The sequence below is a fragment of the Mesobacillus subterraneus genome, assembly GCF_000934845.1.
Lineage (GTDB): Bacteria > Bacillota > Bacilli > Bacillales > Cytobacillaceae > Mesobacillus > Mesobacillus stamsii.
The window spans coordinates 24990-38176 of the sequence record NZ_JXIQ01000016.1; the positions used below are offsets into that span (position 1 = coordinate 24990).

Below are 13187 nucleotides of genomic sequence, written 5' to 3' on the forward strand. Positions count from 1 at the left end.
CAATAGATGGATAAGGTTTAAAAGTTCTTTAGTTGTATTGGCCGTCTTTCCAAAGAATCGTAGTACCATCCTCTAAACTTCTTTGTACATCGATAATTCGTTGATTGGACGAACCTCTGAATAAGATGCGTAAGTCCTTTTTTGCTACTTCAAACCGCCCATCAACAATTACATCAAGATAAGGTAATATCTCTTTTTTAGTCTCAGGCAACTCTTCAAATATATAACCAGTATATAACCATATATTCTTGTTTGTTTGCGCTTTTATTTCCTTAACTAGCCTCAACGTATCCTCATATTGAAAAGTAAGACTATCTCCACCACTTATTGTTACATCTGAGATAGTATTTTCTTCGATAATGTCTATTAATTCATTTATACGGAACTGCATCCCATGGTTTACATTCCAAGAGGAGGGATTATGACATCCCTCACAATAATGTATACAACCTGAGACATAAATGACAGTACGAATACCGTTTCCATTATCTGTTGAATCAGTGTCGATTTTCATAATTCTCATTTCTGATACCCATGTTTTACTCTGTTTTTTTCTTCATTCCATTTTGAACTGTTCCATTTGTCCATGCTTCCTACCAAGTATCCAGTTATTCTTCTTATGCGTTCAATGTTATGTTCCTCGTAATTATTACACTTAGGGCACTCATTATAAATTACACCATTGAACCCGCATTGAAGGCAGCGATCAACTGGTACATTAAAACTGCCATAACCAATCCCATTTTCTTTCATAGCAACAACATAAGTTTCTAGAGCATCAATATTCTTTGAAGCATCTTCAGTTAATTCAATATATGTAATGTGACCGGCGTTTGTTAAAGCATGATAAGGTGCTTCCTTCTTAATTTTATTGATTGCATTAATCCTATACTCAACTGGAACATGATTACTATTCGTAAACCATTCCTTGTCTGTTACTCCTTTTATGATCCCATGCTTTTTGCGAGCAAGTCTTAAAGCTTTGCCTGCATAGGATTCAGCAGGTGTTGCTAGCAAGGTATAATTTAATTTTGTCATCTCTGTAAAATGGTCCATCTTTTCCTTCATAAAAGAAACAATTTTTAACCCTAGTTCCTGAGCATCATCGCTTTCCCCATGATGTTTCCCTGTCAGGGCAACTAATGCCTCAGCTAAACCAACATACCCAACGGACAATGTACCTTGACGAAGAACCTCTTTTAGAGAGGCATCTTTATTTAGTTTTTCTGAATCCCTCCAAATGCCTTGACCATATAAGAATTTGAAATTTACAGGTGTCTTGTTCGATTGATATAAGAATCTTTCAAATAATTGTTGACTTGCTAAGTCCACATAATGCTCTAGCTTCTTGAAAAATTCTTCTAAGCCATCACTTTCTAACGCAATTAAGGGCAGGTTAATAGAAGTGAACGATAGGTTTCCTCTGCCCACCGGAGTGGACTTACCATTCACATTGGCTAATACTCTTGTTCTACAACCCATTGTTGCAATATGAGTTTCAGGGTCGCCTTCTTTATAGTAGGGTAAATTAAAAGGAGCATCCACAAATACATAATTTGGAAAAAGTCGTTTTGCTGTTGTTTGAAGTGACAATCTGAATAGATCGTAATTGGCATCACCTTGATTAAGATTAATACCATCTTTTACTTTAAAAATTTGAATTGGGAAAATCGGTGTTTCGCCACTCCCTAATCCTTTTTGAGTAGCAAGGAGCATATTCCTAACAAGCATTCTACCCTCCCTTGAAGTATCTAACCCATAATTAATACTAATAAAAGGGACTTGCCCACCACCCCGACTATGCATGGAATTACTATTATGAATAAACGCTTCACAAGCCTGATAAACCTCTCGATCTGTTAGTTCCCATGCTTTTTCTTCAATGTCACAGCCGGCTTGAACGTCTTCTAATAATTGAACATTTTTCTTGTACGTCTTATATACATAAGGGGCTAAATCAAAATCGAAGTTACTCATCGCTTGACCACCGTGTTGTTGATTTTGATTAGATTGAAAAATAATAGAGACTAATGCCATGGCAGAAACAATGCTTTTTGGTTCGCGCATATGTCCATGACCAGTATCAAAGCCATTTTTTAATACTTTTCCTAATGCGATTTGAACGCATGTTGTTGTTCCAGTTACATAATAATCCAAGTCATGAATATGTATATAACCATTCTCATAAGCTAGTTTTACTTCTTCAGATAATAAATGTTCAATTGCGTAAAACTTTGCACTAGTAGAGGCAAAGAGTCCCATCATTCCCATAGGGCTTTTGCCATCGACATTTGCGTTTTCTTGTATTAAGTCTTGATTCTTACTGCCTGTAATTTCCTTGAATACTTCTAATAGATTTAAAGGGTTTTGCTTCGTTTCCATTCTTTTTCTCCTCCTAAATAACTATTATCACTTATACTTGATTTTTCCTAAATATTATCGAATTTTTAAATCGTAAAGTTTCATGTAACCCCTTCTTTCCTTAATATAAAAAAGCTGCCTATTCAGTAATAGGCAGCATAAAATGGAAACGTTCAGAATTTAAGAAAGTGAACCGTCTCCATTTCTTACTCCCCGAAGAAATGTTTAAATTTGTTTTATATAGGCAGGTCTCCTGGCTTAGCTTCATTCTCCGATTCCCTTCCCATGCGATTGCATAGTGGCATTGAATCATCGTCAGCTTTACAGTTGCGGGGACAGCGTCGGAATTGCACCTAACTTCCCTATTAAACTACATATAGTAGTACCTATATATAACTAAACACCATATATTGTTGTAGATAAATTGAGTTTATCATTCTTCTAATAAAAAGTAAATCTATCATATACTCAGAAAATAATTCGAGGATTTACGGAGGTAACGTCAAATCTTTTGAGAGGAAAACAACTTTTAATCAAACGTTTTCGAGGTGGCAAACGGGGAAAGATGTTTCAAAAGTATTATCATCGATATAAAGTGGAAAAGGGAGTAAGCTGTTTAGATTTCCTTATCAATAAAATTATGGAATAATTAAGGAATAAGGGAAGGACAGGTTCTACGGTGATATTGAAATCGAGAAAAAACTTTTTTGTCTCCTTCATAATTCAAGAAATAGGGTGCTATATAAAAACATGATCATCTATATACTATTTACTTTTATTGGGATTATTGGACTTGGGTATGCGGTTGTGAAGATTCATCCGACTTTTGGCGGAAAGCAGTCAAAAGAGAAGATGGAATTATTCGCACAGTCTCCGCAATATCAAAATGGAAAATTCGTTAATCTGAACACAAACGAGTGGAATACGAGTTTTGGGTCGATGCTTTCCATGATAAGGGAATTTTTAAAGAGTAAGGTCGAAAGAAAACCTCGGACTCCCCTTTCGATCGTACCCTATTCTCCAAGAATAGATCGTGCTGATTCAGCAAGAGTTACCTGGTTTGGTCACTCGGCTTTCATGCTTGAGGTAGAGGGGAAAACGATTCTGTTTGATCCAATGTTTGGGAAAGCGCCAACACCGTTTCCAATCAAGAACCAGCGGTACAGCAGAAAGCTTCCTTTCAAAATCGAGGATCTGCCAGCAATCGATGCTGTGGTACTGTCGCATGACCATTATGATCATCTTGATTATGGTTCAATCATGAATATGAAAGAAAAGGTAAAACAGTTCATCACTCCTCTCGGTGTTGGAAGCCATTTGGCAAGATGGGGAATTCCAGAAGAAAAGATCAGTGAACACGATTGGTGGAATGAATATACTTTCGAAGGCCTTAAGCTCGCGTGCACCCCGGCTCGCCATTTTTCTGGCCGCGGACTTGCCGACCGTAACTCAACGCTTTGGTGTTCTTGGGTCATCATTGCCCGGGATACAAAAATATATTTCAGTGGCGATGGCGGTTATGGTTCGCATTTTAAAGAGATTGGCGAGAAATATGGCCCGTTTGACCTGACGCTGATGGAATGCGGCCAATATGACGTACGCTGGGCAGATATTCATATGCTTCCTGAAGAAACGGTACAAGCACATCAGGATGTGAAAGGAAAGCTTCTCATTCCAGTGCATTGGGGAGCATTTACTCTGTCGCTCCATGCCTGGCATGATCCAATTGAACGGGCAGTCCGGGCTGCAGAGGAATCTGGAGTCGAGATTGCGACTCCGAGAATTGGGGAAACCGTCATCGTAGGTGAAGACCAGATTCCGGACCTTGCCTGGTGGAGGACAGAATCCTATAGAGTTTTTAATGATGAAACGTAATAAAAACCGCACGGATCAAATCCGTGCGGTTTCTTTTCTTATATCAACTTCTCGAGATTTACTCGTTTATGGATCGCGAGCATTACGGGAATACCGATAGCCATTACGATAAATTCACCCGCGGCTGTTGTTAGCCATGTGAACCAGAACGGCAGCTGGAATGCGAGATTCAATTCAATCGCAATCAGGAACATCGTGAAGGTGAATAACACTGTGTTTACAATCATTCGCCCGATAATACTTTTAATGTATTTAGCGGATAAGATCGTAACCAATAAAGAAATTACTGACTGGCCAACTCCAAACACAAGGTCATAGGCGACCATCGGGGAAAAGAGCAGGTTTGTTAAAAACACGCCTAATACAATCCCAAAGAAATACTTTTTGTTAAAAACAATCAGGTGGTTGAACATTTCCGAAATTCGAAATTGTACATTGGTAAAACCGAATGGCTGGATGACAGCTGATACAGCGATATACAAAGCTGCCAGAATCCCGTTACGGACAATCGTTCTTGTGTTCATTATTCATCTCTCCTAGTTTTTTTACGTGGGATGGTTACGAACCACGATATTTAAACACCAATTATATATTATATAGGATAATAGACCCTGTCACAACAGAATTTTTCAGAATAAAAGAGTAAAGGAATTACTTTTTAACAGAAAGAAAAATCTATCAGGAAAAGCAATCTTAGTAAAAAAAATATTTATTTTTACTCGGCAATTAAGTATGATAAAAATAGAATTAAAATCCGATAAAGGCAAACTCAGGGGAACCTGAGGACGCAAAACTACAGGGGCTAAAGTCTTGACCAGCCAGCCAGTTGCCGAAGCTTCACATAGTCATCTTATGTGTGCTGATCTTCGGACAGCACTTTTTTTGATTTTAATTCCAATATACTATGGGGGGAATTGGAATGAATAAATTAGTCGCATCAACCATTTTAATAGGATTGCTTGCTTTTGGTACGGGTGTGTCGGCGCAGGGTGTCGTAGAAACGGCTGATCCTGGGACGACACCTGACGAGTTTTTATTTACGTTTGATCAATTACTGGAAGAATTGCAGCTTTTCCTTACCTTTGATAATGAAAAGGAAGCTCAGCTTCTGCTTGACTTTGCAAATGAGAGACTTGCTGAGGCATCCGTTATGTCGCAAGAAAACAAGAGAGAACTCGTTCAAGAGACGTTTAAGGATTATTTGATAACGCTTAAGAAAGCGCAAGAGAAGGTCACAGAGGTTATTGTTGAAAAAGAGACCGATGCCACTGGGGAAGCTCGATTGGCAGAAGAGTTGGAAAAAGCAGCTAATCTTGAGGAAGGGATTACTGAAGAACTTGAAGATGGACTAAAGGAATCAGTTACAGAGGAAACAGAGCAAACAAAAATTGTCGCGAACGTAGTAAAAGAGCTTGATCGTGAAATGGTCTCCAAACTGCGCGAACAAAACTTAGGCTATGGACAAATCGCACAAATCTTTTGGCTTGCAAAAACAGCTGGCAAGACAGTAGAAGAGGTTGCCGTGGTATTTACTGAGGAAAATGCTGGATTTGGTCAGGCAGCAAAGCAACTTAAAGTCCATCCTTCGCAAATGAATGGACTCGTATCAGGCAATAAAAAATCTTCTGATGAAGAAGAAATGGATACCGATAAAATAGACGAGAGATCAGTTGATGAAGGGTCTGATGCAGCAACACAGGCTGAAGAAGCGGATACTACAAAAGAACCAGATTTGACTGTACAGCAAGTTAGTACTGGAGTGGCTTCAATCGCAAGTACGGTGATGAGTACGAATGCTTCCGATACAGAAGAAAAAAAGGCAGATACAGAATTGAAAGCGAAGGCAGACACTGTGAAGGTTGCTAAAAAGGAAATGGAAACAGAAAAGAAAGCTGTAGAACAAAAACGTGAAGTGAGAGAGAAGAACGAAGAAAATCAAAAAGAACAAGTGATCCAAGCAGAAGAGAAGCAAGAAGAGAAAACAACAGAAAAAGAACAAGCCAAGACGAAAGAAAGGAAAGAGAATAAAGAGAATAAAGAGAAGCATGATGAAGAAGAATCAGAAGAAGACGACCTCAACGACGAGGAAAGCCAGGATAAGTAAAACAAAAAACAGATAGTAAGGTTTGTAGGGTAAAAACTTGTACTACATTCCTATTATGCGATATGATGATTAATAACAGTCCCTAATAGAATACTTAAGTTTGGATTGATAGGTGATCATTGTCATAGAACATATGGAGGAATCGGAATGACCACAGAACTGCAAACCATAGGTGAAGCAATAGTTAACAGAAAAAATCAAATTGCGAAGGCAGTGCATGAAGACAGGTTTTCGGACGGTGTCTTAACGGAAGCACAGAAACATGATTTTGAGAAAGTTGAGCAGCAAATACTTGAAGTCAGGGCCAACTTTATTGAACTGTTCGGTGAAGCCTTGATCGAGCACGAAGACCCTAAAGGGGTTTTCGATAAGCTGACAACATGGGGAAAAGAAACGGGTGAATATATTTATAATCTTGGTGCCTCTCTTGATGAAGCACTAAAGGATTCTACCTATTATCGTGAACATATTTGGCATGCGATTAGAGAAGTGGCTAAGGACATGTCCACTGCTGTCTTCTTTGATGTTTTGGATATTATTGACCCGTTGATGGACCATGCAATATACAGCTTTAGTCTCACATTTGTTGAAGCACATCAAAAGAGTCTAGAAAATGCCAAAACAGCATTGCTTGAACTTTCCGTACCGGTTGTTCCGTTAATGCCTGGGGTCGGTGTCCTGCCTCTAGTTGGGAATGTGGATACAGAAAGAGCGCGGTTATTGATGGAAGAAACGCTAAGCCAAGCGGTTAAGCTAAAGCTGACCCATCTTATCTTTGATGTATCCGGCGTTATGATTGTAGATACGATGGTTGCCGATCAGCTATTTAAAGTCACTAGCGCTCTTTCGCTTGTTGGTGTAAAAACCATTATGACCGGCATCCGTCCAGAGGTGGCTCATACGATGGTGACACTCGGACTGAATCTGGAAGGAATCATGGTGAAATCTAATCTACACCAGGCTTTTAAGGAAATTCAGCACTTACAAAAAGCATATTAATTGGAAAAAAAGCTGCCATGGCAGCTTTTTTGGCTTATAGAACAGGGACTTGATTTGCCGAGTCGGATTTCGTGTATTTTGCTGGATTAACACCTATACTATAATGTGATTTGATTAAGAGGAGGATTCATAATGCAAATTGAAATGTGGACAGACTTTGCTTGACCATTTTGCTATATTGGCAAAAGGCGTCTGGATGACGCTATTAAACAGATTGACCACCCAATTGAGGTAACATACCGCTGCTACGAGCTAGATCCAAACAAGGAGCGAGGTATAGATCTCAATATGTATGAATCTCTCTCCAAAAAATATGGGATGAGCATCGCCCAGGCAAAGGCGAGTACGCAAAATATCGTGCAGATGGCGAAGGAATCTGGTCTGGAATATAATTTTGATACGTTGATTTTAACAAATACATTCGATGCCCATCGCTTAGCAATGTTCGCGAAAAGCCATGGATTAATGGCTGAGATGACGGAAAGGCTGTTGCGTGCCTATTTTACGGATTCAAAGGATATTGGAGACCACGAAACATTGGTGGACTTAGCCGGAGAAGTTGGACTGAATCGCGAAGCTGTAGAGAAAATGCTCGCAAGTAATGAAATGGCAGAAGAAGTTCGTGCTGATGAAAGCACTGCCCAACAGTATGGGATCACAGGTGTGCCATTCTTCCTGATCAATAAGAAGTATGCTATTACTGGTGCCCAGTCTACTGAAACGATCGTCCAGACGTTGAAAAAAGTCATCGCTGAGAGTGAAATCACTATTTTGAACAATGATGATGGAATGATTTGTGACGACGATGGTTGTGAAATTCCAAAAAAGAACTAGTCGGAAGTGTTTCATTATAACCTCGATAACAGACAGAAAGACGAGGATGGATATATATTGAAAATAAGCTGCCTGATTTTTGCAGGCAGCTTTTATCCAAACTGATTAGCTTATCTTCTTTTCGAGATCGGCGATGGCTCTTGCATTTCGTGACCTGATGAAGAAGGCTGTCGTGATGGTAATGGCCAATACTCCAAAAGTGACGCTCATCTAGCATCAAGCAGGAATCCGGTAAGGAGCAGCACTGCCTGAAAGATAAATCGGTCCATCATGTTTCTGAACGAGAAGAAGCGGCCATGGAAATCCTTTGGCACCCTCGTTTGGAAGATTGTCGCAGCAGTCGGGAAAAAACTCCAACGGAAAAACCGAATATCAGGAAGGAGACAATTGTCAGCACTGGCTGATCGGCAAAATACAACATCAACTGTGAAAACCCGATTAGCATCGAACTGGAAAACAGAATTTTATAAGGGGAGTATTTATGGCTGATTCGTTTGATCAGAAACGCTCCGGTCATGAACGCAAATCCTTCGGCAGTATAGATCCAGCCTTTGATCGCGGAACTTTCTTGAAGTTCACTGATATTGATGATGACAAGATTAAAGCCTCCTAAGAATAGGAGTGGAACTAATGTCAAAACCAAGGTCATCATGACAATTGGCAATTTTAAGATAACAGGGAAGACATCTTTGAATCCCTGCTTCTAGTTTTCCGTGACTGTCATGTGCGTATTCTTTTCTTCAAATTGTAATAACCATGTAAGACCAAAAAGGATAAGATAGGCAGCCATTGATTGAGATAAACAGAATTCAATGGCATGGCCACCAGGAGGATTCCAGCTGCTGCAGTCCCAATGATCTGTGATACTGTAGATACATTCATATAGACGCCGTTCAACTGCAATAAATCCTTTTCCTCTATTTACAAAAATTCGTGAAGCTAAATAAAAAAGACGATAAGCGACCGGTATCGTCAGGGTGGTATGTTTGTTTTGAAAAGTTGTTGAATCCAGTCATCGTAAAAAATGAAGCTAGGATTTCTTCTATTTCAAAGTTTGATCATGACCTCGGTACCATCTTGCAATCTTGCATCAACAAGCAATGTTCCTTTATGTCTGCTTAATTCGCGGATAAGTTCATTCAGAAGCTGCCTGTTTAGTAGAGTAGTGAAAAGTGCGGCTGGAATTTGATATTGTTTATTATTCTGATTTGCCCATTTATGCATCTGGATTTGGAACTTTTTCGATCCAATAATCGTACTGCCAGCTTTTAAGATGGTGTAAGGGACAGGAAGCGAGAATGCAACTTTATTGGTTTTTATTTTTATTTTTAACATCTTTTTTACTCAATGACGACTTTCACTGTATCGCCATTTGCCGATTGGATATCGACAATGTTCCCATCGAGCTCGTTTTCAATTGCATCGATCAGCAGATTGATATCAAGGTCTTTGACGTATTGCTGGGATTGAGGGATTCCGGCCGCTATGCTGTATCCAGTTTTGAGAAGTGCCTTTACTAATTTGATCGGCACGTTGACGTTTACATTGTCATTTTCCTTGGATACAATGCGGATTTTTAAGGTTTTATCTAAGTAATTATTAGGTTTTCTTGCAAAGACAGTAGATTCTTTTTCCTTGAGTACAGCAATTAGCTGTGCCCCTTTATCTGAATCAATTTTTCCTTCTTGAACCATCGTTAAAATTTTTGAAATTTCTTCTCTCATTAAAAACGCCTCCCTATTCCCCTTTTAAAAGTTTGATTGCATCCTCTGGTGAAATTTCACCCTTCTCCAGCATAGCAACGATTTTCTTTTCGTCCAGTTCATTCTTCTTTTGAGTGTCATATCCAAGTGCAGTGATAATATCGTTCAGTTTCCCCCTGACAGTCGGGTAAGATATTCCAAGCTCTTTTTCCACTTCTTTAATATTTCCCCGGGAAACGAGAAAGATCTCGATGAACTGAAGCTGGTCCCTGGTTAAAGAAGCAAGCCTTGATAGTTCAAATTCATTTTCAATTGTTGTATCACAATGATTGCATTGCAGTTTGGTAATTTTAAGGGTCTGGCTGCAAACGGGACATTTCGTTAAGACAGGATAAGCCATGACTGCCTCCTTTCTATATTAATGATATTAAATGTTAAAATTAAAAAAGTAAAGATAAATTTATAAAATAATAAATAATATTAATACTTATATTAATTTTTAGTGAAAAAACGAATAATACGCAACCTTTCATTGGATATAAAATTAAAATACTGATTTTTCTATGATTTCTGGTAATATAATATTGAAGTGTTTGTTTCGATTTTTTCTAAGAAGGTGGTGTTCATTCGTGAAAGTATTAATTTCAGGCTTTGAGCCGTTTGGGAAGATGAGTATAAATCCAACTGAAAAATTGCTGTTGGAAGCAGAGGGGTTTTCGCTGGAGAATGTGGAAATTGAAACGATTTTGCTGCCGGTTCAGTATGACAAATGTGCAGAAGAACTGATCAAAAAAATGGCGGAAGCCCAGCCCGATGTAGTGATTGCCTGTGGACTTGCTGCAGGCAGGACGGCAATCACCCCTGAGCGGATTGGAATCAATATAAAGGATACTGGTTCAGGCGATCCTTATCCTGATAATCGGGGAAATACTCCAATGGATGAGGTGATTGATGAGCAAAGTCCAGATGGCTTATTCTCAACATTGCCGAATCGATTAATCGAAAAGAAGCTGAAGGATCTGCAGATCCCGGCCGCCATTTCGAATAGTGCGGGTACATTTATCTGCAACAACACATTGTACGCCGTTTTGAATTATATCCGTAAACATAACCTGGCAATCAGCGCTGGATTTATCCATTTTCCGGCTTCGACAGAAATGTCTGCCCGTAATCCTTCTTTGCCATCCTTGCCACAGGAAGTGATGACACAGGCCTTGAAGGTAATTATCGAGACTTGTGCCCATCATCACTACCATTGCTTCGGTTCGTAATTCAAGTCGCTGAAAAGCTGCTGCTTCTCCTTTTTGCTCAGGTCACGCCATTGGCCGATCGGCAAATTGCCTAGATGGATGTTCATGATCCGAATGCGCTGCAGTCTGAGGACTTCGTAGCCAAGCGTTTCACACATGCGGCGGATCTGCCTGTTCAATCCTTGTGTGAGAGTGATATGAAATTCGTATTTTGATTGCTGGACGACTTTTGCAGGCAATGTTTTTGTTCCAAGAATCCTGACACCTTCAGACATCGCCTTGACAAATTCGGGAGTAATCGGCTTGTCCACGGTTACAATATATTCTTTTTCATGCTTGTTCTCCGCCCTGAGGATTTCATTAACGATGTCGCCGTCGTTTGTAAGCAGGATCAGACCTTCTGAATCTTTATCAAGCCTACCAATGTTGAAAATCCTTAGCGGGTGGTTGACAAGATCAACGATGTTGCCCTTCACATTTCTTTCCGTCGTACTTGTGATGCCGACTGGTTTATTCAAGGCGATATATACATAGTTCTGCGACATCCTGATTTCTTCGCCATTAAGCTTGACGACATCACCTGGTTCAACCTGGCTGCCGATTTTTGCGATAGTGCCGTTAATTGTCACGCGTCCTTCTTCAATGAGACGGTCAGCGCCACGTCTGGATGTTTTTCCTGTTTCGCTGATGAATTTATTGATACGCAGGTTAATCCCACCCTTAAACAACTTGAATTATACAATTAAGAATATGCCACTCACAGATTATTTTCAAGCTTGGTCTCTATGAGCTGCAGCGGCTACGAAAAAAATGTTCAGGTTTAGTGGGAAAAGGGGAAAAGCTGTTCGAACTAGGGCGAACTTCGGACAGGTTTTGGGGGAAAAGAGGAAAAGTAGTCCGAACTAAGGCGAACTTCGGACAGGTTTTGGGGGAAAAGAGGAAAAGTAGTCCGAACTAGAGCGAACTTCGGACTACTTTTGCCGGAAAAGGGGAAAAGCAATCCGAACTGGAGCAAACTTCGGACTGGTTTTGCTGGAAAAGGCGAAAAGTAGTCCGAACTGAAGCTAGTTTCGGACTGCTTTTTTAAGAATTATATCTTGTTGCGTTCGTTTTAAGGTTTTATTAATCATTTCATGAGTGGAGCATTTTATCGTAAATATCAACATTCGCATAGACAGCGGACAGTGTAGGTGCCGCTATTTGAAGGTCCGCTGCTTTCTTCAGCAAAAAGCCGAATAAGTGGTCTCCTTCTGTCGGGAGAGATTTTTCCATATCACGCTGAAGGGAGGATTTCATGCCGTCGCCAATATCGTTCAGCCTGTTCCATGTCGCATCCATAGCTCCTTCGGAAAGCGGGGCACCGATCGCTGTCATAATCTCGACAGTCTCATGCAGTAGGCGCTTGAGCGTATCGGCCCCCTGTGCTTGATCCCGAATGGGACCGATCGGAGACCTGAACAGGGAGGTGATGCCGCTTAATGGTGTGATGAATAGGTATTTTTGCCACATTTCCTGTTCGATTTTTTCCGAAAGACGGAAATTAGCCTTCGTACCTTCAAAAGTGGCTTGGAGCTGTAGAATTCTTTCTGAACGCTCGCCATTTCGTTCTCCAAAAATCAAATCCTGAACAGGGCTTGTTTGAATTACTTTTCCATTTTCATCCAGTGTTGTTTCGATAAAACAAAGTCCCCCGATCACCTTTTTCGATCCGAAAGCTTCGGATAAAGCATCGAGATGGGCTATCCCATTCAACAATGGAAGAATCATCGTCTTGTCGCCAACATAGGGACGGATGCTTTCAATAGCTCCATCGAGATGATAGGACTTAGTAGAAACGAGAATCACATCATATGGCTCTGGATGCGATCCCGATACAATTGTCTGTGGATCTGAAACATGCAAATCGCCATGGATGCTTGTAACAACGAGACCGTGCTCCTTAAGCTGCTTCTGTCTTTTTTCCCGCACAAGAAATGTCACGTTTGCTTCCATTTCCAGGAGCCTTCCGCCAAAATAACCGCCGATTGCGCCTGCACCAACAATTAATATTTTCAAATCTTT

The 13187-nt window shown here is 40.1% G+C and carries 14 protein-coding genes and 3 riboswitches; of the genes, 5 read left to right on the plus strand and 9 right to left on the minus strand.

Annotation, left to right across the window (positions count from 1 at the left end; all coding sequences use genetic code 11):
• Nucleotides 1-28: 28 nt before the first annotated feature.
• Both nrdG and UB32_RS02285 read right to left on the minus strand, forming a co-directional pair.
• Nucleotides 29-523: an anaerobic ribonucleoside-triphosphate reductase activating protein gene (gene nrdG / locus UB32_RS02280; RefSeq protein WP_044390860.1), complete on the minus strand. Its 495-nt coding sequence runs from the start codon at nt 521-523 to the stop codon at nt 29-31.
• Entirely contained in the window at nt 520-2382 is a 1863-nt protein-coding gene (locus UB32_RS02285) for an anaerobic ribonucleoside triphosphate reductase (protein ID WP_044390861.1), read from the minus strand. The genes nrdG and UB32_RS02285 overlap by 4 nt, the downstream gene beginning before the upstream one ends.
• 205 nt (nt 2383-2587) lie before the next feature.
• Nucleotides 2588-2766: riboswitch (cobalamin riboswitch) on the minus strand.
• A gap of 345 nt (nt 2767-3111) precedes the next feature.
• On the opposite strand from UB32_RS02285, the gene UB32_RS02290 reads away from it, so the two are divergent.
• A complete protein-coding gene (locus UB32_RS02290) occupies nt 3112-4236 on the plus strand; it encodes an MBL fold metallo-hydrolase (RefSeq protein ID WP_044390863.1) in 1125 nt (374 codons plus the stop codon).
• A 38-nt stretch (nt 4237-4274) separates the two neighbouring features.
• Here UB32_RS02290 and UB32_RS02295 read toward each other — a convergent pair whose 3' ends face one another.
• Nucleotides 4275-4760: a QueT transporter family protein gene (locus UB32_RS02295; RefSeq protein ID WP_044390864.1), complete on the minus strand. Its 486-nt coding sequence runs from the start codon at nt 4758-4760 to the stop codon at nt 4275-4277.
• Between the two features lie 6 nt (nt 4761-4766).
• Nucleotides 4767-4811: riboswitch (PreQ1 riboswitch) on the minus strand.
• Between the two features lie 177 nt (nt 4812-4988).
• Nucleotides 4989-5070: riboswitch (cyclic di-GMP riboswitch) on the plus strand.
• An 85-nt stretch (nt 5071-5155) separates the two neighbouring features.
• On the opposite strand from UB32_RS02295, the gene UB32_RS18910 reads away from it, so the two are divergent.
• The 3 genes from UB32_RS18910 (at nt 5156) to UB32_RS02310 (ending at nt 8173) form a co-directional block, all read left to right on the plus strand.
• A complete protein-coding gene (locus UB32_RS18910; RefSeq protein WP_052806924.1) occupies nt 5156-6340 on the plus strand; it encodes a DUF5667 domain-containing protein in 1185 nt (394 codons plus the stop codon).
• A 147-nt stretch (nt 6341-6487) separates the two neighbouring features.
• On the plus strand, nt 6488-7339 hold the full coding sequence (locus tag UB32_RS02305) for an STAS domain-containing protein (RefSeq protein WP_044390866.1): 852 nt from the start codon (nt 6488-6490) through the stop codon (nt 7337-7339).
• A gap of 177 nt (nt 7340-7516) precedes the next feature.
• Entirely contained in the window at nt 7517-8173 is a 657-nt protein-coding gene (locus UB32_RS02310; protein ID WP_277813871.1) for a DsbA family oxidoreductase, read from the plus strand.
• 268 nt (nt 8174-8441) lie between these two features.
• Here the strand turns inward: UB32_RS02310 and UB32_RS18915 are convergent, their stop codons facing one another.
• From UB32_RS18915 to UB32_RS02330, 4 genes are all read right to left on the minus strand, one after another.
• Entirely contained in the window at nt 8442-8810 is a 369-nt protein-coding gene (locus UB32_RS18915; protein WP_241768411.1) for a hypothetical protein, read from the minus strand.
• Between the two features lie 410 nt (nt 8811-9220).
• A complete protein-coding gene (locus UB32_RS02320) occupies nt 9221-9508 on the minus strand; it encodes a hypothetical protein (protein ID WP_044390868.1) in 288 nt (95 codons plus the stop codon).
• 5 nt (nt 9509-9513) lie between these two features.
• Complete coding sequence (locus tag UB32_RS02325) at nt 9514-9897, minus strand: SHOCT-like domain-containing protein (RefSeq protein ID WP_044390869.1); 384 nt, start codon at nt 9895-9897, stop codon at nt 9514-9516.
• A gap of 13 nt (nt 9898-9910) precedes the next feature.
• Nucleotides 9911-10276, minus strand: coding sequence for a DUF2089 domain-containing protein (locus UB32_RS02330; protein WP_044390871.1), 366 nt, complete (start codon nt 10274-10276; stop codon nt 9911-9913).
• A gap of 229 nt (nt 10277-10505) precedes the next feature.
• Here UB32_RS02330 and UB32_RS02335 point away from each other — a divergent pair, with 229 nt between their 5' ends.
• Nucleotides 10506-11147 carry a pyroglutamyl-peptidase I gene (locus tag UB32_RS02335; RefSeq protein WP_044390873.1) on the plus strand — a complete coding sequence of 214 codons (642 nt, stop codon included), beginning with the start codon at nt 10506-10508 and terminating at the stop codon, nt 11145-11147.
• On the opposite strand, the gene rluF is transcribed toward UB32_RS02335, so the two are convergent.
• Together rluF and UB32_RS02345 are read right to left on the minus strand one after the other, a co-directional pair.
• Nucleotides 11126-11854, minus strand: coding sequence for a 23S rRNA pseudouridine(2604) synthase RluF (gene rluF, locus UB32_RS02340; protein WP_347230903.1), 729 nt, complete (start codon nt 11852-11854; stop codon nt 11126-11128). The two genes, UB32_RS02335 and rluF, sit on opposite strands and share 22 nt — an antisense overlap.
• Before the next feature lie 403 nt (nt 11855-12257).
• Nucleotides 12258-13181: a ketopantoate reductase family protein gene (locus tag UB32_RS02345; RefSeq protein WP_044390874.1), complete on the minus strand. Its 924-nt coding sequence runs from the start codon at nt 13179-13181 to the stop codon at nt 12258-12260.
• Between the last annotated feature and the right edge of the window lie 6 nt (nt 13182-13187).

Excerpts from the sequence above, each read along its gene's own strand:
- UB32_RS18910 (WP_052806924.1), top strand. The coding sequence starts at position 5,156 with ATGAATAAATTAGTCGCATCAACCATTTTAATAGGATTGCTTGCTTTT.
- UB32_RS02285 (WP_044390861.1), bottom strand. The coding sequence starts at position 2,382 with ATGGAAACGAAGCAAAACCCTTTAAATCTATTAGAAGTATTCAAGGAA.
- UB32_RS02325 (WP_044390869.1), bottom strand. The coding sequence starts at position 9,897 with ATGAGAGAAGAAATTTCAAAAATTTTAACGATGGTTCAAGAAGGAAAA.
- UB32_RS02295 (WP_044390864.1), bottom strand. The coding sequence starts at position 4,760 with ATGAACACAAGAACGATTGTCCGTAACGGGATTCTGGCAGCTTTGTAT.
- UB32_RS02330 (WP_044390871.1), bottom strand. The coding sequence starts at position 10,276 with ATGGCTTATCCTGTCTTAACGAAATGTCCCGTTTGCAGCCAGACCCTT.
- UB32_RS02305 (WP_044390866.1), top strand. The coding sequence starts at position 6,488 with ATGACCACAGAACTGCAAACCATAGGTGAAGCAATAGTTAACAGAAAA.
- nrdG (WP_044390860.1), bottom strand. The coding sequence starts at position 523 with ATGAGAATTATGAAAATCGACACTGATTCAACAGATAATGGAAACGGT.
- UB32_RS02290 (WP_044390863.1), top strand. The coding sequence starts at position 3,112 with ATGATCATCTATATACTATTTACTTTTATTGGGATTATTGGACTTGGG.
- UB32_RS02320 (WP_044390868.1), bottom strand. The coding sequence starts at position 9,508 with ATGTTAAAAATAAAAATAAAAACCAATAAAGTTGCATTCTCGCTTCCT.